Annotated in this window: 23 protein-coding genes; 12 read left to right on the top strand and 11 right to left on the bottom strand. The window is 52.1% G+C overall.

What is annotated here, in order from left to right; all coding sequences use genetic code 11:
* Positions 1–349 precede the first annotated feature (349 nt).
* Positions 350–1744, bottom strand: coding sequence for a chromosomal replication initiator protein DnaA (dnaA, locus tag H8L47_RS11785; protein ID WP_186953794.1), 1395 nt, complete (start codon positions 1742–1744; stop codon positions 350–352).
* A 479-nt stretch (positions 1745–2223) separates the two neighbouring features.
* On the opposite strand from dnaA, the gene rpmH reads away from it, so the two are divergent.
* The 6 genes from rpmH (at position 2224) to H8L47_RS11815 (ending at position 7248) form a co-directional block, all read left to right on the top strand.
* Positions 2224–2358 (top strand): 50S ribosomal protein L34, encoded by a 135-nt coding sequence (gene rpmH, locus H8L47_RS11790; protein ID WP_061535510.1) that lies wholly within the window; start codon positions 2224–2226, stop codon positions 2356–2358.
* Positions 2359–2396: 38 nt separating this feature from the next.
* Positions 2397–2831: a ribonuclease P protein component gene (gene rnpA, locus H8L47_RS11795; protein ID WP_186953795.1), complete on the top strand. Its 435-nt coding sequence runs from the start codon at positions 2397–2399 to the stop codon at positions 2829–2831.
* Positions 2832–2841: 10 nt separating this feature from the next.
* Positions 2842–3138, top strand: a complete 297-nt coding sequence (yidD, locus tag H8L47_RS11800) for a membrane protein insertion efficiency factor YidD (protein WP_186953796.1) — start codon at positions 2842–2844, stop codon at positions 3136–3138.
* A 9-nt stretch (positions 3139–3147) separates the two neighbouring features.
* Positions 3148–4809, top strand: a complete 1662-nt coding sequence (gene yidC, locus H8L47_RS11805; protein WP_186953797.1) for a membrane protein insertase YidC — start codon at positions 3148–3150, stop codon at positions 4807–4809.
* Positions 4810–4995: 186 nt separating this feature from the next.
* Positions 4996–6402, top strand: a complete 1407-nt coding sequence (gene mnmE / locus H8L47_RS11810; protein WP_186953798.1) for a tRNA uridine-5-carboxymethylaminomethyl(34) synthesis GTPase MnmE — start codon at positions 4996–4998, stop codon at positions 6400–6402.
* Between the two features lie 15 nt (positions 6403–6417).
* On the top strand, positions 6418–7248 hold the full coding sequence (locus H8L47_RS11815; protein WP_186953799.1) for a helix-turn-helix transcriptional regulator: 831 nt from the start codon (positions 6418–6420) through the stop codon (positions 7246–7248).
* A gap of 9 nt (positions 7249–7257) precedes the next feature.
* Here H8L47_RS11815 and H8L47_RS11820 read toward each other — a convergent pair whose 3' ends face one another.
* From H8L47_RS11820 to H8L47_RS11835, 4 genes are all read right to left on the bottom strand, one after another.
* The gene (locus H8L47_RS11820) at positions 7258–7848 is read right to left on the bottom strand and encodes a LysE family translocator (protein ID WP_186953800.1); all 591 of its coding nucleotides are present in this window, start codon (positions 7846–7848) and stop codon (positions 7258–7260) included.
* A 95-nt stretch (positions 7849–7943) separates the two neighbouring features.
* Positions 7944–8648 carry a DUF6058 family natural product biosynthesis protein gene (locus H8L47_RS11825; protein ID WP_186953801.1) on the bottom strand — a complete coding sequence of 235 codons (705 nt, stop codon included), beginning with the start codon at positions 8646–8648 and terminating at the stop codon, positions 7944–7946.
* A 79-nt stretch (positions 8649–8727) separates the two neighbouring features.
* Positions 8728–9072: an antibiotic biosynthesis monooxygenase family protein gene (locus H8L47_RS11830; RefSeq protein WP_186953802.1), complete on the bottom strand. Its 345-nt coding sequence runs from the start codon at positions 9070–9072 to the stop codon at positions 8728–8730.
* A 14-nt stretch (positions 9073–9086) separates the two neighbouring features.
* Positions 9087–10274 (bottom strand): cytochrome P450, encoded by a 1188-nt coding sequence (locus H8L47_RS11835; RefSeq protein WP_186953803.1) that lies wholly within the window; start codon positions 10272–10274, stop codon positions 9087–9089.
* Between the two features lie 75 nt (positions 10275–10349).
* Between H8L47_RS11835 and H8L47_RS11840 the strand changes: the two genes are divergently transcribed.
* Entirely contained in the window at positions 10350–11066 is a 717-nt protein-coding gene (locus H8L47_RS11840; RefSeq protein ID WP_186953804.1) for an ArsR/SmtB family transcription factor, read from the top strand.
* Positions 11067–11119: 53 nt separating this feature from the next.
* On the opposite strand, the gene H8L47_RS11845 is transcribed toward H8L47_RS11840, so the two are convergent.
* The gene (locus tag H8L47_RS11845) at positions 11120–11455 is read right to left on the bottom strand and encodes a hypothetical protein (RefSeq protein WP_186953805.1); all 336 of its coding nucleotides are present in this window, start codon (positions 11453–11455) and stop codon (positions 11120–11122) included.
* A gap of 275 nt (positions 11456–11730) precedes the next feature.
* Here H8L47_RS11845 and H8L47_RS11850 point away from each other — a divergent pair, with 275 nt between their 5' ends.
* Positions 11731–12516 (top strand): class II glutamine amidotransferase, encoded by a 786-nt coding sequence (locus H8L47_RS11850; protein ID WP_186953806.1) that lies wholly within the window; start codon positions 11731–11733, stop codon positions 12514–12516.
* Positions 12513–13442: a LysR family transcriptional regulator gene (locus H8L47_RS11855; protein WP_230413702.1), complete on the top strand. Its 930-nt coding sequence runs from the start codon at positions 12513–12515 to the stop codon at positions 13440–13442. Before H8L47_RS11850 ends, H8L47_RS11855 begins: the two co-directional genes overlap by 4 nt.
* Positions 13443–13608: 166 nt before the next feature.
* Here H8L47_RS11855 and H8L47_RS11860 read toward each other — a convergent pair whose 3' ends face one another.
* From H8L47_RS11860 to H8L47_RS11880, 5 genes are all read right to left on the bottom strand, one after another.
* A complete protein-coding gene (locus H8L47_RS11860; RefSeq protein ID WP_186953807.1) occupies positions 13609–14760 on the bottom strand; it encodes a BMP family ABC transporter substrate-binding protein in 1152 nt (383 codons plus the stop codon).
* Between the two features lie 68 nt (positions 14761–14828).
* The gene (locus tag H8L47_RS11865; protein WP_186953808.1) at positions 14829–15749 is read right to left on the bottom strand and encodes an ABC transporter permease; all 921 of its coding nucleotides are present in this window, start codon (positions 15747–15749) and stop codon (positions 14829–14831) included.
* A gap of 6 nt (positions 15750–15755) precedes the next feature.
* Positions 15756–16823 carry an ABC transporter permease gene (locus tag H8L47_RS11870; RefSeq protein WP_186953809.1) on the bottom strand — a complete coding sequence of 356 codons (1068 nt, stop codon included), beginning with the start codon at positions 16821–16823 and terminating at the stop codon, positions 15756–15758.
* Positions 16816–18432 carry an ABC transporter ATP-binding protein gene (locus tag H8L47_RS11875; RefSeq protein WP_329605447.1) on the bottom strand — a complete coding sequence of 539 codons (1617 nt, stop codon included), beginning with the start codon at positions 18430–18432 and terminating at the stop codon, positions 16816–16818. Before H8L47_RS11875 ends, H8L47_RS11870 begins: the two co-directional genes overlap by 8 nt.
* Before the next feature lie 483 nt (positions 18433–18915).
* A complete protein-coding gene (locus H8L47_RS11880; protein WP_186953810.1) occupies positions 18916–19449 on the bottom strand; it encodes a hypothetical protein in 534 nt (177 codons plus the stop codon).
* A gap of 155 nt (positions 19450–19604) precedes the next feature.
* On the opposite strand from H8L47_RS11880, the gene H8L47_RS11885 reads away from it, so the two are divergent.
* The 3 genes from H8L47_RS11885 (at position 19605) to H8L47_RS11895 (ending at position 22088) form a co-directional block, all read left to right on the top strand.
* Positions 19605–20432 (top strand): AraC family transcriptional regulator, encoded by an 828-nt coding sequence (locus tag H8L47_RS11885; protein WP_186953811.1) that lies wholly within the window; start codon positions 19605–19607, stop codon positions 20430–20432.
* Positions 20433–21027: 595 nt separating this feature from the next.
* The gene (locus H8L47_RS11890) at positions 21028–21771 is read left to right on the top strand and encodes an AzlC family ABC transporter permease (protein WP_186953812.1); all 744 of its coding nucleotides are present in this window, start codon (positions 21028–21030) and stop codon (positions 21769–21771) included.
* On the top strand, positions 21768–22088 hold the full coding sequence (locus tag H8L47_RS11895; RefSeq protein ID WP_186953813.1) for an AzlD domain-containing protein: 321 nt from the start codon (positions 21768–21770) through the stop codon (positions 22086–22088). The genes H8L47_RS11890 and H8L47_RS11895 overlap by 4 nt, the downstream gene beginning before the upstream one ends.
* Positions 22089–22100 lie beyond the last annotated feature (12 nt).

The raw sequence follows: 22100 nt of genomic DNA on the forward strand, positions 1-22100 counted from the left end.
ACTGCTTCACATATTTACTGCGGTATTGCTTGTTACTTTGATGCGCATGGGGCACCTTACAAATTTTTCATTCCCTCCCTTTCAGGGGGAGGGAGTCACATCATATTGCCAAATTTCTATGTCGCTCTGTGCAAACGGCTCTTGCGCAGATGGATCCCAGCCTTCGCTGGGATGACGTTAATACGATTTCGCGTATCACCAATTCCAGAGCAAAACCCTTGCCAACCCGTAGGGTGCGCCGTGCGCACCGTTTTAGCTGGCTTTACTGACTTGGTGCGCATGGCGCACCCTATTCATCTACATGCCGCCAAAACCATCCCAACTTGCACATCCTACAACATCCAGCCCATCAACCCTTGAGCGTTTGCTCTAATACATGCAGCTCATGGTTGCATTCGGGGTTTTTGGTGCGGTCTGCTGTGATCTTGCGTACGGCGTGCAAGACCGTGGTGTGGTCGCGGCCGCCAAAGAGTTCGCCGATTTCTGGCAGGCTCTTTTGCGTAAGTTCTTTGGCCAGATACATTGCAATCTGGCGTGGCCTTGCGATATTGGCCGGACGTTTTTTCGAATACATGTCGGCGACTTTGATGTTGAAAAAGTCAGCAACGGTCTTTTGTATGTTCTCTACGGAAATCTGGCGGTTTTGTACCGACAGCAAATCCTTCAGGGCTTCTTTGACCACGTCGATGGTGATTTCTTTGCCATGGAAGCGGGAGTAAGCCAGGATCTTGCGCAATGCACCTTCAAGTTCGCGCACGTTGGAGCGCAGATGCTTGGCGACGAAGAAGGCAACATCGTCAGAAATATTCACGCCTTCTGAATGCGCTTTCTTGAGCAAAATCGCTACGCGCATTTCCAGCTCTGGTGGTTCAATGGCGACTGTCAGGCCAGAGTCAAAGCGCGAAATCAGGCGGTCATCCATGCCGGTGATTTCTTTTGGGTAAGTATCACTGGTGATGATGATCTGTTTCTTGGCCGCAATCAGGGCTTCAAAGGCGTAAAAGAATTCTTCTTGTGTACGGCTCTTGCCGCCAAAGAATTGAATATCATCGATCAGCAGCAAATCCAGCGAATGGTAATAGCGTTTGAACTCGTCAAAACCCTTGCGTTGGTAAGCGGTCACTACGTCGCGTACATATTGTTCAGCGTGGATGTAGCGTATCTTGGCGTTCGGGTTATCGACCAGGATCTGGTTACCAATGGCGTGGATCAAATGCGTTTTACCCAGGCCAACGCCGCCATATAAGAATAATGGGTTGTACGAAACACCAGGGTTATTCGCCACCTGGATAGCTGCAGCGCGGGCCAACTGGTTGGCCTTACCGGTGACGAAGCTGTCAAAGGTGAGGTCGGAATTAATACGGCTTTGTTCGCGGCGCGGTGATACTTCTGGTTGCGCCGGTTCGGACATCATTTCTGGCACGCTGCCCTGGGCATCGAGGTCAGCATTCAAACCTTGCGAACGTGGCGCAGCCGCCGCTGGGGGAGCCGGCTTTCTGTTGCCACGCGGATCAAGCACAAACTGTACTTCGACATCCTCATCCCAGAACTGGTTCGCCAGGTCGGTGATGCGGCTGGCGAACTGGGCTTTGACCCAATCCAGTTTGAAACGGTTGGGCGCCGCAATGCGCAGCTTGCCGTTTTCATAGTCAAGCGGTACTAGCGGTTTGATCCAGGCGCTATATTGCTGTGGTGGAAGCTCTTGCTCAAGTTGGGAAGAACAGGCCTGCCAGAAATTTTCCATGTATGACTTTAATTATTAAATGCAAATGCGCGGTGCCGAATTAAATTCTACCGGTGCGATATTTAGTAAAGATTACTGTGAGGTTTGCGCCTCTATCGCTGGGTAAGTTGTCTGGAAGACATAAAACGGTGCCGCGCTAATCCGCTATTTTAACCCCGCTTGACCGAGTTATCCACAGGTTTGGGTTTAAATTTATTCTTTGCATTGCACCAATGCTTGTGCCCTGATTGATTAATTTTTGCGCTAAGTGATTGACACGCAAAGCAAAAATGGTGTCTAATTCAGGGTTCCCTACCCCTCTTTTATTGGTGCGGCTTTAATTATCGGTTTTTTGATGGATTGATGCGCAACACCATGAGCAGCGGTTTTGGGGCAGTAAAGGCGAAAGGCCTGACGAAAATGTGCAAGCCGAAGTCGCACCCAAGACAGCCTTTATCCGTAATTCCGATTTTTTTTATTGCTCAATTAGCGAGACCAACATGAAACGTACTTACCAACCTTCCGTCGTTCGCCGCAAGCGCACCCACGGTTTCCGCGCACGTATGGCAACCCGCGGTGGCCGCGCTGTTCTGAACGCACGTCGCGCCAAAGGCCGTAAACGCCTGGCAGCTTGATTATCAGTTTTGGTCTGCGCCAGCCTTGCTGAATTCGCATGATCAATCATATAACTGAGCCAGTTCAGGCAGGTGCAGGCGGCGCAGATTTTGCCCGCGTTCGACGCATCGTTAAAACGGATGAGTTTTCATCCGTTTTTCGTTTGCGCCCCGTGCAAAAGACCGCGCATTTTGTGCTGTACACCAGAACCAATGATTTGCCGCATGCCCGTCTGGGTGTGGTGGCCGCTAAACGTTTTGCGCCACGTGCCGTGACGCGCAATACGATCAAGCGTGTCACCCGCGAGATTTTTCGTCACGCATCATTGCTGAATGTGGATTGCATCGTGCGGCTGTCCCGCCCTGTTAACAGCAAGGCAGGGCCGGCGACGACCGCCCAGCTCAAGCGTGAGCTCAGGGCGGAAATCTTGCGTCTATTTGCCGCACCGGCTTGCGCAGTGGCGGTTAGCAAACTGCCAGTAAGTCAACTTTAGGGCATTTGAGATGAAAACCCTGCTGCTCCTGTTGCTCAGATTTTATAAGCTGGCAATTAGTCCCATGCTGGGGCAGAACTGTCGTTTTTATCCCAGTTGCTCTGAATATGCAGCAGAGGCCATCAAGGTACATGGTGCCGCCAAGGGTAGCTTGCTGGCAGGCAAACGCTTGTGCAAATGCCATCCCTGGCATCCTGGCGGCGTGGATAATGTGCCACCTGCTAGTGAAAAATCGCAAACTGCCCCCACATCTGCCCAGTGCTGCCATGATGGCAAGCATACTGGACATTCTTCTCCCCTTTCCTGACATACACAAATGGATATCAAACGTACCGTCCTGTGGGTAATTTTCTCTTTCTCACTGCTCATGCTCTGGAATGGTTGGGGGCAATATAACGGCAAGCCGTCTATGTTCGCTCCACCGCCACCATCTGTCAAAGTGGCCAGTGCCTCGGCTTCTGCCAGCAATAGTGCTACCGCTGCTACAGCCACATCGGCAAGCGCTACCGCAGTTGCTGGTACGGATGCAACAGCAGCCCCTGTTATCAAGAGTGAAACCATTATCATCACAACTGATGTCGTCAAGGCGGAAATTGATACCATTGGTGGCGAGCTGAAAAAGCTGGAATTGCTCAAGCATAAAAATGACACGGACCGCACTAAAAATGTGTTCCTGTTTAATAAATCTGATAAACGCACTTATCTGGCGCAAACCGGTTTGTTGGGCGGTGCTTACCCTAATCACAAATCCGGCTTCGTTGCCAAACCAGGTGTACGTACCCTGGAAGGTGGCAACCAGGTGCAACTGGTGCTGGAATCCGAGCAAAGTGGCGTCAAGCTGACCAAGACTTATACCTTCAAAAAAGGTGAGTACCTGATTGATGTGCGTCATGATGTTACCAATACCAGTGCGGCAGCGGTTACGCCTTCTCTGTATCTGCAATTACTGCATGACGGCACCAAGCCTGAGAGTGGCGGCATTTTCTCTGGCAGTGGTGAGTTCTACGCGCCTGCTGTGTATACAGATGCAGAAAAATTCCAGAAACTGGATTTTGAAAAAATCGCCAAAGGTTCAGATAGTCATGCCAAAGCATCAGACAATGGCTGGATAGCGATGTTGCAGCATTTCTTTGTGTCTTCTTTCATCCCGCAAGACAAGACCAAGCGTGAAATCTTTACGAAACAAGTTGATACCAATCTGTTCGCAGTCGGTAATGTCTTGCCCATGGGCACAGTGGCACCGGGTGCAACCGTCAGTATGAATGCTCAATTGTATTCAGGCCCGCAAGAATCTGCCAAGCTGGAAGCAATTGCCCCAGGTTTTGAGCTGGTAAAAGACTATGGTGTATTGACCATCATCGCCAAGCCTTTGTTCTGGGTCATGGAGCAAATCCACAAGATGCTGGGTAACTGGGGCTGGACGATCGTGGTCTTCACGATTGCCATCAAACTGGCTTTGTTCCCATTGTCGGCTGCCGGTTATCGCAGCATGGCAAAAATGAAGGTCGTGACGCCGAAGATGCAGGCCGTGCGTGAACGTTTCAAAAACGATCCGCAAAAAATGAACCAGGCCATGATGGAGTTGTACAAAACCGAGAAAATCAATCCTCTCGGCGGCTGCTTCCCTATCCTGATCCAGATGCCTATCTTTTTGGCATTGTTCTGGGTCTTGCAAGCCAGCGTGGAAATGCGCGGCGCACCATGGGTGGGCTGGATCACGGATCTGACTGCACCTGACCCATGGTTTATCTTGCCGGTGATCTATGCGATCTCGATGTATATCACCTCCAAGCTGAACCCGGCCCCGGCTGATCCTATGCAGGCGAAGATGATGTTGTTCATGCCATTGGCATTCTCGGTCATGTTCTTCTTCTTCCCGTCTGGCCTGGTGTTGTATTGGGTAGTTAACAATATCTTGTCGATTGGACAGCAGTGGGTCATCAATAACAAGTTTATTCCGCCCGAGCATAAGGCTTGAAGATAGAGCTTAAAAATTGAGCAAATGAGAAAGCCCGCAAGTTTGCTTGCGGGCTTTTTTGTTTTTGCACAGATATGTTCCAACCTACGATATCTGCTCTTGTAGGTATACGCTCTGTCGCATTTCCGTCACAAACCCACTGACTAATTTGCACTCATCATGTGCAAGCACAGATAGAATTTCAACATGATCTACGAACCCATTCCCATCGCTGCCATTGCTACTGCCCCCGGGCGCGGTGGTATCGGTGTAGTGCGCATTTCCGGCAAAGACCTTGCCCCTGTCGTCGCGGCCCTGTTTGGCAATACACAATTCAAGCCGCGTCATGCCAGTTATTTGCCATTTACCCAGGCAGATGGCACGGTCATTGACCAGGGCATCGCGATATATTTCAAGGCACCGCATTCTTATACCGGCGAAGATGTGCTGGAGCTGCAAGGTCACGGTGGCCCGGTGGTCATGCAAATGCTGCTGTCACGCTGCCTGGAAGCAGGCAAGGATGCGGGTCTGCGTCTGGCCGAGCCGGGTGAATTCACTCAACGTGCCTTCCTGAATGACAAGCTGGACCTGGCGCAGGCAGAAGCGGTATCTGATTTGATCGAGGCATCGACCGAGGCGGCAGCCAAGTCTGCATCGCAATCCCTGTCCGGTGCTTTTTCCAAAGTCATCCATGCACTGGTAGAAAAAGTCGTGCATTTGCGCATGCTGGTAGAAGCGACGCTGGATTTCCCGGAAGAAGAAATCGACTTCCTGGAAAAATCCAATGCCCGCGGCCAGTTGGCCACTATACAAACGGCCTTGCAAAAAGTGTTTGAGCAAGCTGCTCAAGGCGCTTTGTTGCGCGCCGGTTTGAACGTGGTGCTGGCCGGCCAGCCGAATGTCGGTAAATCTTCTTTGCTCAATGTATTGGCTGGCGATGATGTCGCTATCGTTACCCCCATCGCCGGTACTACCCGCGACAAGGTGACCGAGACTATTCATATAGAAGGCATACCGCTGAATATCATCGACACCGCAGGCATACGCCACGAGCATGATGAACCTGAAGCAGGCCAGGTCGCCAATGCCATCGATACGGTAGAGCGCATAGGCATAGAACGCACCTGGGCAGAAGTAGAAAAGGCGGATGTCATCCTGCATCTGCTTGACGCCAGCCGCGGCCCTACCCGCGCTGATGATGCCATCGTCGCCCGCTTCCCTGAAGGTGTGCCGGTGATACGCATCTGGAACAAGATAGACTTGTCCGGCCATCATGCCAGCGTCGATGAAATGTCAGATGCCACACATATTTATCTGTCTGCCCATGAACACATAGGTATAGATTTGCTGCGCAAGGAATTGCTGCGCATTGCTGGCTGGGAGCAAACCGGTGAATCACTCTACCTTGCCCGCGAACGCCACCTTATCGCCCTGAAACACGCGCATGAGCATCTGCAAAACGCAGCGGAATACGCAGCGCAAAATGATCAGTCGCTGGATTTGTTTGCCGAAGAACTGCGCCTGACACAAGATCGCCTGAACAGCATCACTGGTGAATTTACTTCCGACGATTTGCTGGGTGTGATTTTCTCGCGTTTCTGTATCGGAAAATAGGCAGCGGCATCAAACATGGCGCAACTCAAGACTCTGATAGATACCGTCCCGCGCTTCTGGCGCGACGACAGATTACCGTTTATCGAGGCACGCTATCTGCCTGAAGGCCGTTCAGACAGTTATGACAGACATGCACATGCGACTTTCTGCATAGGCGCGATTATTGCTGGCGCAAGCAATTTCTTTATGGCGGGTGTGCAGCATCTTGCGCATGCAGGTGAGCTGGTGATCATCAATCCGGGACAGGTGCATATCTGTAAACCCGTCGATGATTTGCCCTGGGCTTTTTGCATGTTGTACGTTGATGCCAACTGGCTGGCAGCTTTGCAGACTGAACTGGGGCAAGTAAGAAAACCGGAATTTCAGGCTTATACCAGTGCGGTGTCGGGCAATATTTTCCTGTATGAAGGCCTGCTCGATTTATATCAAACCCTGATAGATAGCGAAGCTGAACTGCTTAGCAAACAGGGTAATGTGATCCAGTATTTTTCTGAGGTGCACAAGCACCTGCAATCTGCTCCGGCAGAACTGCAACTGGAAAATGCCAGGCTCAAACTGGCCGCTGATTTTATCCATGAACATTGCACGCAAGACCTGAGTCTGGATGATATTTCTGCCCACGCAGGCTTGTCCACTTCTTATTTATTCCGCGCTTTCAGGAAGCAATATGACATGACGCCGCATGCCTACCTGATTAATCGCCGTGTGCAATATGCGCAAGAGAAATTGCGGCAAGGTGCGACCATTGCCGATGCTGCATTGGAAGCAGGCTTTGCGGATCAGGCGCATTTCCAGCGTGTTTTCAAACGCCTGCTGGCGGCGACGCCGGGACAATACCAGGCTTGAAAATTTGGATCAACTCAGCACCAAATACACGGCACTGATCAATAACATCACAGCCAGGCTGCGGTTAAAGGCACGCATCAGCGCTGGCTTTTTGAAAAGCTGGCGCAAGGCCGTGCCCGCATAAGCCCAGGCGGCTATCGATGCATAGCAGATGAAGAAGTAGATGATGGTGAAGTGCCACACCATGCTGGTGTCACCATTCGCTGCATAAGCGCCCATGCCTGCGATAGATGCCAGCCATGCTTTGGGATTCAGCCATTGCATGAGCGCGCCATACCAGGCTGACGGTCCCTTGCCATGTTCATCCACTTCCAATTTCCCATTATCAACAGCCAGCTTGTAAGCCAGGAACAGCAGGAAAGCGACGCCTGCCCATTTTATGATTTGCGCCAGCGCAGGCATGATGGCTAACAGCTCATGCAGACACAGGCCCGTCAGAAATAGCAAGATCGTAAAACCTATGGTCGCGCCGCTGACATGGGCAAGGCTGGCACGGAAGCCATACTGTGTGCCCGACCGTAATGCAACGATATTTACAGGACCAGGTGAAATGGATGAGGCCAGCGCAAATGCGGCCATGGAGAGATAGAGATTGAGCATAAACGTGGTCCGTATAAGTGAGTCGATAGACAGATTTATACGTGACCACACTTGACCTGTATTGAAGAAAACTACCCTGAGGGCATGTGCAGCACTTACATAGTCATGGCTGCCTGTAAGCGCGGTCGCAGATCATCGACGAGGCGTTTGCGACTGGAGCGTGCATATTCTGCCGGTGAAAACCACATGGCGGCGTTTGCAAAGGCATCGACTACGGGCAGAATTCCCCTCGCTTCAGCCGCACTGAAATCAGTCTTGCTGCCATTGGCTGTCAGGTGGCTAAGCTTTTCTTGTAAAACGCCTTTGCATGCAATTTCAGCGGCAGAAACTGGATTGGCCGTACATATGCCAAAGGTGCCAAGCAGTAAATGCTTCCAGTGGAGTTCTGCATTTTCCGCCAGCCCGGCTATGTTGACCGTGCCATCCGCTTCAAAGCAGTCTCGCAGATGCCATACACTGGTATTCATTTCTGTCAGCGCAGCGATATAGTCACGCATGAATTCCTGCTTCATCAGTTCTGGTGCCGCTGTTTCTCCGTGCTCAGCCACCAGCTGTTTTGCTCTTTCGCACCAGACGGTATGACAGCCACGGAAATATTCTCCAGCAACAGTATCGTTGACATCTGACTCACCAAATACAGCAGAGTTGATGGTGGCATTTTCTGAGACTACATAAGAAGGACCGGGCAATATTTGTGCTGCTAACAAGTCATTCAATTCTGCTTCAGAAATTGCGCAGGCTGCTGCGAATTGTGCTCTGTTCAGGAAATGTCTATTCAGGTAGAGCTGTAGTTCAGACATGTTGATATTCTCTCTGGATATGAAAACTGCCTTTGGTTAGGCGGGATGTTGCGCCATAAGTTTGGGGTGCACTTATGCGTTAGCCATGTACATGGCGACTATCTGCCGGTGCCTGTTCACGCTCCAGCAAACCATAGTCACGCACTACCGATGCAATACGTAAACGGTAAGCTGCGAACACGTGGCCGCGTCCTTCTGATTGCGCCGCCCTGTGCTCTTCGGTATTGCGCCAGTTGGCGACTGCTGCTTCATCACGCCAGAATGACAGGGACAAAATCTTACCGGGGTCAATCAGGCTCTGGAAACGCTCTATGGAAATAAAACCATCCATCTCCCGGAGCAAAGGTGCAAGCCCTGCTGCGATATCCAGGTATTCCTGTTTGTTTTCTGCATGTGGTATGACTTCAAAAATCACGGCTATCATGTGTTCTCCTTGTTTTAGATGTTGTGAGTAAATACCGGGATGCGGCCATTCAGCGAAGCTCTGTAAGTCCAGCGTAGTGCAGCAAAATCAAATGCAGCTGTGCTCAGCAAATGAGACAGGCAAGTGGCTGTGATGCGCTCTGCAATGTCTTGGCCCGGGCAGGCGTGGCGACCATGGCCAAAGGTGAATACTTTTCTGTCTGCCCTGTTCAGTTGCAGCATGTCCGGGTCAGCATTGGCCGCAGCATCACGATTGGCAGCAGCTAGCAAGACCACGATGACATCGCCCGCTTGCAGGGACTGGCCAGCGATTTCGCAAGCCTGGTTAACGAAGCGCCTGGTGTTTTGTACTGATGCATCGTAACGCGCCACTTCGGCTACGAACTGGCTTAATTTTTGTGCAAGGGCAGAAGTGTCTGCACGCAAGTCTTGCAGCAAGACGGGGTGTGCTTGCAAGGCAACGAGGCCATTGCCTGCCAGGCCAGCAGTGGCTTCATAAGTCTGCGACAGCAAGCCTATGAGGTTGGACAAGGTGCCATCAGCATGCTGCCAGCCACATAGTTCAGCTTCGTTTTGCAGACCTGCCAAAAATCCTTGCGGTTTTGCCTGGCTGTCTTGCAGCAGTTGGCGGAAATTGTCTTGCAAAGCCTGAGCAGCCACATGTGCCGCATCAATTTGTTCTGCTGTGCTCAAGGGGGACAGACAGCGTACGAAATCTGCCATCCAGTTTGCCAGGTCAGGCAAGGTTTCTTCTTCAAATCCCAATATGCTGCCCATGACATGAACAGGCAAAGCTAACAAATATTGTGTCAGCCCGTTCCCTGTAGTGACATCATATTTCCTTGCAAGTTGAGCGGCATGCTGCTGCGTATATGCAGAGATGCCAGACAAGTCCAGCTTGCGTAATGAGCTTTGTATGACTTGCTTGGGTAGTGCATGTGCCTGGCCTTCATTCATGCGTATCAGGTTTGAAAATACTTCCCCTGCCGTGCCACCCGCAATATTGCGCGGCACGGGTTCGGCAACTGGCCTGACGGCGCAAGCAGGTGATTCCAGCACTTGTTGCACGACGACGGCACGGCTGGCTATCCAGCATTTGAGTTCTGCATCGAAAACCAGCGTGGGCCCTTCGCGCAGGCTGGCGTAATACGGATAAGGGTCTGGGTGGCAAGCGGCATTCAGGATGGTGATTGGATGTGTCATGGCATGGCCGTTGGGTAAGTAATGAAATGCAGTATAGGGCTTGTTTGCATTGAACAATTCGCTTACCATCAAACTATGAATGCAGACAATCCCACCAATATAGAATACGCCGATACCCAATTAGCCAAGTTGGCTGGTGCCATTGCCGAGCCTGCGCGCTCCCGTATGCTGTGCAGCCTGATGGACGGGCGCGCCCGCACCAGTACTGAGCTGGCTGTCGTGGCTGAGGTCAGTCCTTCCACGGCCAGTGTGCATTTGAGCAAATTGCTTGAGCAGCATCTGGTGAACGTGGTGGCGCAGGGCAAGCATCGCTACTACCAGTTAGCAAGCAATGAAGTCGCGATTGCACTGGAATCCCTGCTGCTGATCGCAGGTTTGCCCAAATCACGCTTTGTGCCCAACACGCCAGACCGCCTGCGCAAGGCGCGTACCTGTTATGACCACATGGCGGGTGAGGTGGCAGTGGGTGTACATGATTACCTGATGCAGCATGCCTGGATCAGACCTGTGGATGGTGAAGAAACCGCCTATGAATTGACAAGCACAGGCAGCAAAGGCTTGGAAGAATTGGGTCTGGATATCGCCACTACCCGCAAGGCCAGACGGCGTTTCGCCTGCTCATGCCTGGACTGGAGTGAGCGCACACCGCATCTGGGTGGCGCATTGGGTGCCGCTTTATTGAATTTGCTGCTAAACCACGCCTGGCTGGAGCGTGACCTTGATAGCCGGGCGCTGGCTCTGACCAGCAAGGGCAAACGTGAATTTCAAAAAGTGTTTGCCTTAAAAACCTGAAACCTCAGGTCCGAGGCTTGAGGCTTAAGATCTGGGCTGCGCTTACTCTGCGTTTACTCTTTTGTACCAGATTTGATCTTGGCAAGCCTATCAATGATTGCTGGCTTTAACTTGCGGAAGTACACCAAGTCTATTGTAAACATGGAAACAAGAGCCAGCCCGACAGTCAGCACGCAGCTAATCCATATCGAGTCTGGTGCCGCTATGCGGTTGGACAGATAAATTGCTGCGAATATTGTCAAAGCCGTCATGAATTCACGCCAGAATGGCTTGCGTGTCTTGAATGTTTTCTGCGCTGCCAGTAACACCAGGTCCGGGTAGTGTTTGGGCGCAACATCCTTTAATTCAGGTACTGCCAGCAATAAGGCATCGGTGCTGAAATTTTGCATGATTATTCCTTTATCAGCCTGATTTCAGGCCACGTTCAGATTATCTGCCTCAATATACGCTTAGTCTACGGTCAAAATGTAAAACATTTACCGATGGCATCTTTAAAGGGACATTTTTTCAGACGGGCATTCCCTGCTTATGCTGCTGGCCGTTGTTTTGCCATCAAAGCTGGCCGTAAATAACATAAGCAAACTTCAAAATCTTATATAGATGGGAATAATAAGCAGGTTTGCCTATGGTAAGGTATGTGCAAACTGTTTTCACTATATGCATCATGTGTCAATTACTAGGAATGAACTGCAATACCCCGACTGATATCGTTTTCAGTTTTACCGGGTTTGCAACACGCGGCGGTTTGACGGACGAGCACAAGGACGGCTGGGGCATCGCTTTCTTTGAAGGAAGCGGCGTACGCCTGTTTGTCGATCACCAGTCGGCGGTGGAATCGCCGGTGGCCGAGCTCATCAAGCGTTACCCCATCAAATCCAAGAATGTTATTGCCCATATACGCAAGGCTACCCAAGGCCAGGTCAGCCTGGAAAACTGTCACCCCTTCGTGCGTGAATGCTGGGGCCGTTACTGGGTATTTGCCCATAATGGCGATTTGAAGGAATTCGCGCCTGTGCTGGATGGCAGCTTCCAGCCTGTCGGCAATACCGATAGCGAAAGGGCATTCTGCTATTTGCTGCAGCGCATGCGCCGCCATTTTGGCGAGCAATTGCCATCGGTGCAGCAACTGGCTCAGTTCATGCGCGAGATCACCGCAGAGATCGCCAGTTATGGCACTTTCAATATGATGCTGTCTAATGGCGAAGCCCTGTTCACCCATTGTTCCACCAAGCTTTACTACATCGTGCGCCAGCATCCTTTCAGCACAGCAGCATTGACGGATGAAGATATGGCCGTGGATTTTTCTCAAGTGACCACGCCTGCCGACAAGGTCGCCATCATCGTCACCGAACCACTGACCACCAATGAAAGCTGGACCCAGTGTGCATCTGGCCAGATGCTGGTATTTGTCGACGGTGATGTATTGCCCCTGCCAGAGGTAGCAGCATGAGCCAGCAGCGTTTGATGGATCAGCTCGATACCAATCTCTTGCGCGTCCTGCATACCCTGCTGACCGAGCGCAGTGTGACCCGCACCGCCATGAAGCTGGGACAGTCGCAACCTGCCATCAGCAATATGCTCAAGCGACTGCGTGAAATCACAGGCGACGCCATTTTGGTACGCGGCAAAAACGGCATGACAGCGACAGAGCGCGGTGAAGAACTCTTGTTGCTGGCACGCCAGGGCCTGAATGTACTGGAAAGCATCGCCAGCCCGGCTCCAGCTTTCATGCCCGCCTCAACCCAACGCATCTTTCACCTCGGTGCACCGGATTACCTGAGTGCCTTGCTGATCCCCCTGATCATAGAAAAACTGCGTGAACAAGCCCCCAATGCTGGCCTGACCGTACATGCCCTGAATGCCGGTTTTGATTATGCCGCTGGCCTGGAAAGTGGCGAGCTTGACTGCGTTATCGGCAACTGGCCAGACTTGCCACCCCACCTGCATCTGGCGCAATTGTTTGAAGATGAAGTGGTGTGCATGGTCAACCGCAAACACCCAGTCGTCAGCAAAGGTTTGTCGATCAAATATTATCTGGAAATGGCACATCTGGCCCCCACGCCCTACATGATGGGCCACCGCAGCATCATCGACACAGCGCTGGCAGAGCAGGGCTTGAAACGCAAGATACAGATGACCATCCCTTATTTCGGCATGGTGCCCTATGTACTCTCACGCACCGACCTCATCTTCACCACCAGCCGCAGCTTTGCCGTGCAATGCGCCAAAGACTGGCCGATAGAAGTCCTGCCCATGCCGGTCACCGTACCCAAGATGAAGTTCTTCATGCTCTGGCATGAACGCGCACATGCGGCGGCAGAGGTGCAGTGGTTGAGAAGGATAGTGGCCGAGGCTTCGGCTAAGGTGATGGTGTAAAAATATAGATGTAGCTTGAGCCGGGCCTCGTTAGGCTTCGCCTTATCAGCCCAACATTGGGGCTCAGCAAACGTATATCTTATTTAAACGCCGAATGTTGGGCTGATAAGACTTAGCCCAACCTACAGTTCATCTCTTCGTCTTGAAAGGGAACGATGCTCCTACATCAACCCGGCACTTTGCCTTCCACACCCTCGACATAAAACTTGATGTCATGCAGGAACTTGTCATCCGCCACTGCATCCTTGCCCAGCACTTCCTTGCCGATATTATCCTTGATCGGGCCTTTCCAGATCGGGCCTGTGCCATCGATGACGCCCTGGCGTTTGTCGGCGATGAGTTTTTTGACTTCGTCTGACAGGCTGGTGTTGAAGGCTTTGAGGTCTATCATGTTTTCCTTCAGGCCCCACCAGGTGGTCTCTGATTTCCATGTTTTGTTGAGCACTTCATCCACGCGCTTGGTGTAGTACACGCCCCAGTCTATGACGGATGCGGCGAGGTGGGCTTTGGCGCCGAACTTGCTCATGTCGCTGTCCCAGCCAAAAGCATACACGCCTTTTTCTTCTGCAGTTTGCACGACTGCGGCAGAATCAGTGTTTTGCATGAGCACATCCACGCCCTGGCCAATCAGGGTAGTGGCGGCTTCGCGTTCCTTGCCAGGGTCAAACCATTTGTTGACCCAGACTACCTTGGTGGTGGCCTTGGGGTTCACAGAGCGAGCGCCCAGCGTGAAGGAGTTGATATTGCGCAGCACTTCAGGAATAGGAAGAGAGGCAACCACACCCAGCTTGCCAGACTTGCTCATCTTGCCTGCGGCGATACCGGCGAGGTAAGCGCCTTCATAAGTGCGCACATCGTATTGCGCTAGATTCTCAGCAGTTTTATAACCGGTGGCATGTTCAAACTTCACATCAGGAAAATCCTTGGCGACTTTCAGCATGGCTTCCATGTAACCGAAGGTGGTGCCGAAAATCACCTTATTGCCCTGGTTAGCCAGGTCGCGGATCACGCGTTCTGCATCAGCAGCGCTTTCTGGTACGTTTTCAACGAAGCTGGTTTTGACCTTGTCTCCAAATTTGGCTTCTACTGCCTTGCGGCCAACATCATGGGCATAAGTCCAGCCTGCATCACCGACCGGGCCTACATATACAAAAGCGACTTTCAGAGGTTCTGCCGCAGCAGGTGCGGCAGCGGTGCTGGCTGGTGCAGACGCTGCTGCGCTGGCGGATTTGCTTGCTTCCTTCTGGCCACAGCCAGCAAGACCGACGATAGCCAGGGACAGCGCGGCTGCCAGGGTTTTTCTGCGAGAGATTTTCATGGATAGCTTCCTTGGTTTGATTTTCAGTTTTATTCAAAAAACGCACAGCAAATTACATTAATAGAGATTCAAGCTGACCCCGGACGGAAAGGCTTGCCCAGGGAAGCAGGCATGTTCAGACGTATCCAGTCAGGGTTACGCGAGATCAGTACCAGCACGATAATCGTCGCCAGATAGGGCAGCATGGATAAAATTTCCGAGGGTATGGCAATGCCTATCGCCTGGAAATGGAACTGCAATATCGTCACGCTGCCAAACAGTAAAGCACCCAGCAAGACCCGTGCCGGACGCCAGGTGGCGAAGGTGGTCAGTGCGAGTGCAATCCAGCCGCGCCCTGCAACCAGGCCTTCTACCCACATCGGTGTATACACGACTGACAGGTAAGCCCCAGCGATACCGCAGCAGGCACCGCTGAACAGCAGGGCCAGATAACGTATCTTGCGCACAGGGTAACCCAGGGCATGCGCAGATTCTGGCGATTCACCTACTGCCCGCAAGACCAGGCCAGCACGGCTGCGGTACAAGAACCAGATGATGCCGCCACACAGCAAAAGACCAAAATACACTGCCAGATGCTGGTCAAACAAGGCCTTGCCGAGGAAGGGGATGTCCGATAAAAACGGGATGCCATGTGGCCCTGCAGGCAGGGACTGACCGACAAAAGACTGCCCTATGAAGGCCGACAGGCCTGCCCCAAAGATGGACAGCGCCAGACCAGTTGCCACCTGGTTGGTCACCAGCACCAGTGCCAGCCAGGCAAACAAAGTCGCCATCAGCATGCCAGCAATAGCGCCAGCAACAAAACCCAGCCAGGGCATATGGGTCTGGTGGGCGACCGCAAAACCGGTGATGGCCGCCACCAGCATCATGCCTTCGGCACCAAGATTGAGCACGCCTGCACGCTCATTGATCAACAGACCCAAAGCGGCGATCAATAGCGGTGTACCGGAATTGATGGAGGCGGCGATAAGTGCAGCAAAATTTTCCATGGTCGCTTATTTCTGCCAACGCAGGCGGTAATTAATCAGGGTATCGCATGCAAGCAGCAAAAACAGCAGCATGCCTTGGAACAGGCCAGTGATGGCAGAAGGCAGGCCCAGGCGCGATTGCGCCATCTCGCCACCAAGGTAAAACAGCGACAGCACCAGGCCACCAAAGATGGTGCCTATGGGATTCAAGCGACCTATAAAGGCGACGATGATGGCAGCAAAACCATAGCCAGGCGAGATCGAAGGCAAGACCTGGCCTATGGGCCCGGCCACTTCAAATGCGCCCGCCATGCCAGCGAAACCACCGGATATCAGCAAGGATGTCCACAAGGCACGGCGACTGGAGAAGCCTGCATAACGTGCTGCCAACGGTGCCAGACCACCCACGGTCAATCTATAACCAGCAAAGCTGCGGTAGACAAATATCGCCATCAAGCCACTGGCAACCAGCATCACAATAAAGCCTATATGCAAGCGGCTGCCCGAGAACAGGTGCGGCAGCAGATAATCGCTGGAAAATACTTTGGACTGTGGAAAGTTCATGCCATGTGGGTCTTTCAGCGGGCCATTGACGGCGTACATCAGTAGCAATTGCGCGATATAAGTCAGCATTAGCGATACCAAAATTTCATTGGCATTAAAGCGGTCACGCAACAAGGCTGTGATGGATGCCCACAAAGCACCGCCGACTACACCAGCGCAGCTTGCCAGCAACAAAACCATGCCGCCCGACAAACCTGGTGTGCCTGTGTCAAAAAATAGTATAGTGCTGCCAGCGGCCAGGCCACCGGCGATCAACTGCCCCTCAGCACCAATGTTCCAGACATTGGCACGGTAACAGACCGACAGCCCTAGTGCGCACAAGACCAGTGGCGTCGTCTTCAGTAGCAGTTCAGCGATGGCTGCCTTGCTGCGTATCGGTTCTATCAAAAATACCTGCAAGCCAGTCAAAGGATTTTTACCCAGTGCCATGAACAGCAGGGCACCGAAAAAGATCGTCAGCAACAAAGCCAGTACAGGAGAAAGATAAGCCATGCTGCGCGAGCTGGCGGCACGCAATTCCAGCTTAAGCATGCTCACCCCGCTCGTTGCTGTATGGTTTCTTTTTGCGGCTGCCGCTGCTACCGGTTTTACCGAGGGACACAGTTTCTGCCGTTGTCCATTCTTCCCACAAACCACTCATCCACAATCCTATCTTTTCCCTGGTCGCGCTGGCTGTTGCTATCGATGGCGACAAACGGCCTTTTGCGATGACATGCATGCGGTCACATAATTCAAACAATTCATCAAGTTCTTCAGAAATCACCAGCACCGCGCAACCAGCTTGCTTGAGCTTGCGTATCTCATCATGGATTTGCGCTGCCGCACCCACATCCACGCCCCAGGTTGGCTGGGCGACGATGAAGACATCGGGCTGGCGTGTGATTTCACGGCCAACAATAAATTTTTGCAGATTACCACCCGACAGGCTACGCGCCAGTGCCGCAGGCCCGCCCGCCTTGACGCGGAAGCGGGCGATAATATCGGCCGCTGCCTGTATCGTATGGCGAAAATTGATCATGCCCTTAGTGACGAAGGGCGCATGCTGGTGCGACAATAGCATATTGGCTGTCAGGCTCATTTCGGGTACTGCGCCACGGCCCAAGCGCTCTTCCGGCACCAGACTTTGCCCCAGTTTACGCCTGCTCTCAGGGCCACGGTTGCCAACTGGTTTGCCTTTCAGTTCTATCATTTGCGGCGCAGCGCGCCTGTCTTCACCAGAAAGTGCAGCCAGTAATTCTTGCTGGCCATTACCAGACACACCTGCAATGCCTACAATTTCGCCGCCAAATAATTCCAGTTGTATGTCTTCGAGGGCCGTGGCAAAGGCATGCGCCTTGGGCAGGCTTAATTGATGTATGCGCAAACGCGATTCACCCAGGGTCACTGGCTCAGTATGGGCAGATGGCGGCAAGTCTTCACCTATCATCATGCGCGACAGGCTGGCAGCAGTTTCTTGCGCCGGGTCGCAATGCCCGGTGACCTTGCCGGCACGCATGACGGTGGCGCTGTGGCAAAGCTCACGGATTTCATCTAGCTTGTGGCTGATATACAGGATGCTGCAGCCCTCGGATGCAATCTTGCGCAAGGTGACAAACAGTTTTTGTACCGCTTGCGGCGTCAGTACCGATGTTGGTTCATCGAGTATCAGCAATTGCGGTTTGGTCAGCAGGGCGCGCACGATTTCCACACGCTGTCTTTCTCCGACTGACAAGGTGTGTACGTGGCGGTGCGGTTCCAGTTCCAGGCCATAGTTTTCACCGGTCCTGGCGATTTGCTCGGCCAGCTCCAGCATATTCACATTCTGGTCCAGGCCCAGGGCGATGTTCTCAGCCACTGTCAACGTATCGAAGAGTGAAAAATGCTGGAACACCATGGCAATGCCCAGTTTGCGCGCATCTTGCGGTGTCGCCACTTTGACTTCCTGTCCATTCCAGCGCACCGTGCCTGAATCAGGCTTGACGGCACCAAAGATGATCTTCATCAGCGTCGATTTGCCTGCACCATTCTCACCCAGCACCGCATGAATTTCGCCCGGCGCAACCTGTAACCTGACACCATCATTGGCAATAACGGCCGGATAGCGTTTACAGATGTCGGTCAGTTCCAGCCTGGGCAATATGGGTGAAGCAGCAGAAGTCACGTTGACCTTTCCATCTGGTGTTTGAAATTCTAGAGTAGGGAGTAAGTCCGTCTGTTCACATCACGTTCAGGACATGTTGGACATTTGCCTGACATTATAAGTGGCTGTCGCGCACATTTTCAAAATCTATCTGTCATTTGGTACAAGGTGGAATTTGTTTGCCTGAAATCAAATTGGAAGAAATCGTTTAAATTTTTCATCTGATGGCTATACGTTGTTTTCCAGCATCAACAACATTGCCTGCGCACAAAATTTTGTGGATGCGCTATTTGGCGCCTAGCCCTCAAGGCAAGTGAAGCAAACTTAGCTTGAGTAGCAGGCTTTATAGGGAGGAGGAAGAGAAGAGAAACATCCATGGTGATGTTCTTCTTCTATGCAGCTAACTGGATGGTGTAGAAAATAGGGCGTGAAAGCTTAATAGTAGCTGCACTCTGCATTTAACCTCTATCAAGTATTCGATTCAGTCAGACGGTTACTCTTGCTTTATTGCTTGACAAAAACTGGTTGGTCTACCAATCCTGCTCCCGGTGTATATACAGACGCGGCTGTATTTATCCGCTTGGCAGGCGTGCTGCCATCTGCGCCAGTCGCAGGGTTGGGTAAAGGCAATTTAAACTTGGTTCCCAACAAAGCATAGCCGGTGTATTGAGTAGTACCGTTCGAAGTGATATCCAGTGTTTTGTAGGATTCAGTGCCAGAAGTCAAATAAATGTCGCCCGTTTTGAAAATTCCCGTCAGGCTATCATTTTGGATGAAGCCTCCAGTGTTACCGGTAAGGATGGCGCAAACTTCCTTCTTGCCGGTGATAGCGTTGCCTGAGAAAGTAAAAGTGGTACGTGTCTCATACGCGCCATGGATGTCTAAACCGCAGGCAGTTCCAGTGGTATGGCTCCCCGTGGAGTAGACCCATGTTCCTTCAAGTTCGGAGACAGTTGGGGTTGTCGTGGTGTTAGGAGTAGAGGAACCTCCGCCACAGGCAGTAAGGCAGGCAATGAATAGGAGGGATAGTTTTTTCATAGGGCGGGTCTAAATACGAATTAGCAAATGTTACATAAAAATGGGATGCAAAATGTATCACATATAAGCAGAAATGGTGCTGACGCGCGTCAATGTTCTCGCTTGGGTATAGAATAATCCTTAATAATCAAAGGATTTGCCGTATTTTCTAGCGCATGGACAAACCAGCCACTTTCCGTGACGATGCCCGTTTCTGGCGCAGCCCGCTGCTGCCGGATGCTGAGTTGCTGACCGCTGAATACTTTGCCCAGGAATTTGCTCCGCACTGGCATGAAAGCTTTTCCATCCCCGTCATACAGTCTGGCGCACAAACTTACCGCTATCGCGGCACCCGCTGCCTGGCCACGGTTGGCTGCATCGCAGCCATCAATCCCGGCGAAGTGCATACCGGCGAAAGGGCAACCGAACATGGCTGGGCCTACCGCGCGTTTTACCCGTCCGTAGACTGGATGCAGCAACTCGCCAGCGACATGGCGGGAAGCGCTGTTGGTGTTCCCTGGTTGCCGGATGGAGTCATTGAAGATGCCGAGGTCTCCACCCAACTGGCATATGCCCATCGTTTGCTGGAAGCAGGTAGTGATCCCCTGGCAGCAGAAAACGCCCTGACCGCAGGCTTTGCCCTCATGCTGTCCCGCTACGCCCGCACCCGCCCGACCATTCAGACTATTTTGCCCGATGCCGTCAGGGTAGAGATGATGAAGTCCAGACTCAGCGACGACCTCAGCACATCCATCAGCCTGACCGAGCTGGCACAAGAGGTTGGCCTGTCCAGCTTCTACGCCGCCCGTTTGTTTTCCCGCACTACTGGCATGCCACCGCATGCCTGGCGTAATCAGCTGAGACTGAACCGCGCGCAGAGTTTGCTGCGGCAGAATCTGTCGGTGACTGAGATTGCGACCATGATAGGGTTTGCGGACCAGAGTCATTTCACGCGGCATTTTAAAAGGGCGTTTGGGGTAGCACCGGGCAGATGGCGGGTTTGAAATTATTAAGGCCAATGATAGATTTACTTTACCTACAGCTATTTGACACATAGGTTGTGTTGACGTTGGGGTTGTTGTTGCTTTTGATGTTTGTAGTTCCGATGTGTCGATGCCTTTGCTGCGAGACAGAAAATGGATTAAGAAATGACCGTTGTTTGAGCGAAGCGAGTTTCGGGCATTTCCCATTTTTTGACTTGCAGCAAAGGGGCCCCCTTTAGGGGGCAGCGACGCCTCGGTCGCCTTCTTTGACTTACTTTTCTTGGCGAGACAAGAAAAGTGAGTAGCCACCGGGCTACCCCCGGCCTGCAATCGTGAATAACGTGTGGAGATATCTAGAAATCTAGCTCGTAAATCTACGATTCTGAGTTTAATGTATTGCACGGCATGCTAGGAACGCCCATGGATTCCAGCCAAAATCACGCTGGAATGACGTAACTAGCATGTAGAGTCATTTAGTTTACTTTCAGCAAGGTAAGGTACATAAGTAAATTTTTTATTTCAAATAACGCCCCCAAACCGCAAGAACGTACAAGCCCTTTCCCCAATTTACAGGCAAGATCCCATTCAATCGCCATCCGCAATATGGAATCAGCACATGCCTACCGCTACCCCTACCCGATTAAACCACTTCACCGCTGGCGTCCGCGACACCGTCCCCATGCTTATTGGTGCAGCCCCTTTCGGCATGATCTTTGGGACCCTGGTCGCCACAGCACAAATGCAAGCCTGGCAAGGGCAATTGATGTCGCTGGCGGTGTTTGCAGGCTCTAGCCAGTTCATCGCCACGGGTCTCATCGCCAGTCATACTGGCATGCTGGTGATATGGCTGGCGACTTTTATCGTTAATTTGCGACATATGCTGTATGCGGCTGCTCTGATGCCACATGTGCGTCATTTACCGAGGCGCTGGCGCTGGGGACTGGGCTTTTTGCTGACGGATGAAACTTTTGCCGTGGTTGATCGCTATTACCGACAGCATCCTCAGGATGCCTTGGGGCATTGGTATTTCCTGGGCTCTGGCTTGTCCATGTACGTCAACTGGCAAACTTGGACGCTGATAGGCCTGATGTTTGGGGCGATATTCCCGCAATTACAGACCCTGGGTCTGGACTTTGCCATGGTGGCAACTTTTATTGCGATAGTTGTGCCGCAATTGTTCAAACGTCCACATTTGCTGGCCGCCATCGTTGCTGGAAGCACAGCTTATGCTTTGCAACATTTGCCTTACAAACTGGGCTTGCTGGTGGCGATTGCTTTTGGGGTGGCGACGGGCATGCTGGTGTCGCGCTTCACCAGGCAAGATAATAAGCAAGAACAAATCACCGCGGAGCAGGCATGAATATTACTTTGACCATCCTTGGCATGGCAGTCATCACCTTTCTGGTCAAGGCCTTGATCTTCATCCTCGGTGACCGCGTAGCATTTTCCGGTAACCTCAAAAAGGCACTGGAGTTTGTGCCGGTGACTGTCCTGACAGCCATCATCGTGCCCATGATCTTGTCGCCTCATGGCAAGGAGTTGGAACTGACCTGGCGCAATCCGCAACTGGTAGCGGCGACTGTAGCAGCCTTGCTGTGTGCGGTGAGCAGGCATCAACTGGCAACCATCATCGTCGGGCTGACGGTGTTCTTTAGCTGGCAGTATATGCTTAGCTGAAGGTAAGATATG

It is taken from the genome of Undibacterium umbellatum, assembly GCF_014284125.1.
GTDB classification, from domain to species: Bacteria; Pseudomonadota; Gammaproteobacteria; order Burkholderiales; family Burkholderiaceae_D; genus Undibacterium; species Undibacterium umbellatum.

What these genes read in the sequence shown, in the direction of transcription:
- H8L47_RS11850 (WP_186953806.1), top strand. Translation starts at nt 11,731, where the DNA reads ATGTGTCAATTACTAGGAATGAACTGCAATACCCCGACTGATATCGTT.
- H8L47_RS11845 (WP_186953805.1), bottom strand. Translation starts at nt 11,455, where the DNA reads ATGCAAAATTTCAGCACCGATGCCTTATTGCTGGCAGTACCTGAATTA.
- H8L47_RS11890 (WP_186953812.1), top strand. Translation starts at nt 21,028, where the DNA reads ATGCCTACCGCTACCCCTACCCGATTAAACCACTTCACCGCTGGCGTC.
- H8L47_RS11830 (WP_186953802.1), bottom strand. Translation starts at nt 9,072, where the DNA reads ATGATAGCCGTGATTTTTGAAGTCATACCACATGCAGAAAACAAACAG.
- H8L47_RS11860 (WP_186953807.1), bottom strand. Translation starts at nt 14,760, where the DNA reads ATGAAAATCTCTCGCAGAAAAACCCTGGCAGCCGCGCTGTCCCTGGCT.
- H8L47_RS11895 (WP_186953813.1), top strand. Translation starts at nt 21,768, where the DNA reads ATGAATATTACTTTGACCATCCTTGGCATGGCAGTCATCACCTTTCTG.
- H8L47_RS11825 (WP_186953801.1), bottom strand. Translation starts at nt 8,648, where the DNA reads ATGTCTGAACTACAGCTCTACCTGAATAGACATTTCCTGAACAGAGCA.
- H8L47_RS11840 (WP_186953804.1), top strand. Translation starts at nt 10,350, where the DNA reads ATGAATGCAGACAATCCCACCAATATAGAATACGCCGATACCCAATTA.
- H8L47_RS11885 (WP_186953811.1), top strand. Translation starts at nt 19,605, where the DNA reads ATGGACAAACCAGCCACTTTCCGTGACGATGCCCGTTTCTGGCGCAGC.
- H8L47_RS11835 (WP_186953803.1), bottom strand. Translation starts at nt 10,274, where the DNA reads ATGACACATCCAATCACCATCCTGAATGCCGCTTGCCACCCAGACCCT.
- H8L47_RS11855 (WP_230413702.1), top strand. Translation starts at nt 12,513, where the DNA reads ATGAGCCAGCAGCGTTTGATGGATCAGCTCGATACCAATCTCTTGCGC.
- yidD (WP_186953796.1), top strand. Translation starts at nt 2,842, where the DNA reads ATGAAAACCCTGCTGCTCCTGTTGCTCAGATTTTATAAGCTGGCAATT.
- H8L47_RS11865 (WP_186953808.1), bottom strand. Translation starts at nt 15,749, where the DNA reads ATGGAAAATTTTGCTGCACTTATCGCCGCCTCCATCAATTCCGGTACA.
- H8L47_RS11820 (WP_186953800.1), bottom strand. Translation starts at nt 7,848, where the DNA reads ATGCTCAATCTCTATCTCTCCATGGCCGCATTTGCGCTGGCCTCATCC.
- yidC (WP_186953797.1), top strand. Translation starts at nt 3,148, where the DNA reads ATGGATATCAAACGTACCGTCCTGTGGGTAATTTTCTCTTTCTCACTG.
- rpmH (WP_061535510.1), top strand. Translation starts at nt 2,224, where the DNA reads ATGAAACGTACTTACCAACCTTCCGTCGTTCGCCGCAAGCGCACCCAC.
- dnaA (WP_186953794.1), bottom strand. Translation starts at nt 1,744, where the DNA reads ATGGAAAATTTCTGGCAGGCCTGTTCTTCCCAACTTGAGCAAGAGCTT.
- H8L47_RS11815 (WP_186953799.1), top strand. Translation starts at nt 6,418, where the DNA reads ATGGCGCAACTCAAGACTCTGATAGATACCGTCCCGCGCTTCTGGCGC.
- rnpA (WP_186953795.1), top strand. Translation starts at nt 2,397, where the DNA reads ATGATCAATCATATAACTGAGCCAGTTCAGGCAGGTGCAGGCGGCGCA.
- H8L47_RS11870 (WP_186953809.1), bottom strand. Translation starts at nt 16,823, where the DNA reads ATGCTTAAGCTGGAATTGCGTGCCGCCAGCTCGCGCAGCATGGCTTAT.
- H8L47_RS11880 (WP_186953810.1), bottom strand. Translation starts at nt 19,449, where the DNA reads ATGAAAAAACTATCCCTCCTATTCATTGCCTGCCTTACTGCCTGTGGC.
- mnmE (WP_186953798.1), top strand. Translation starts at nt 4,996, where the DNA reads ATGATCTACGAACCCATTCCCATCGCTGCCATTGCTACTGCCCCCGGG.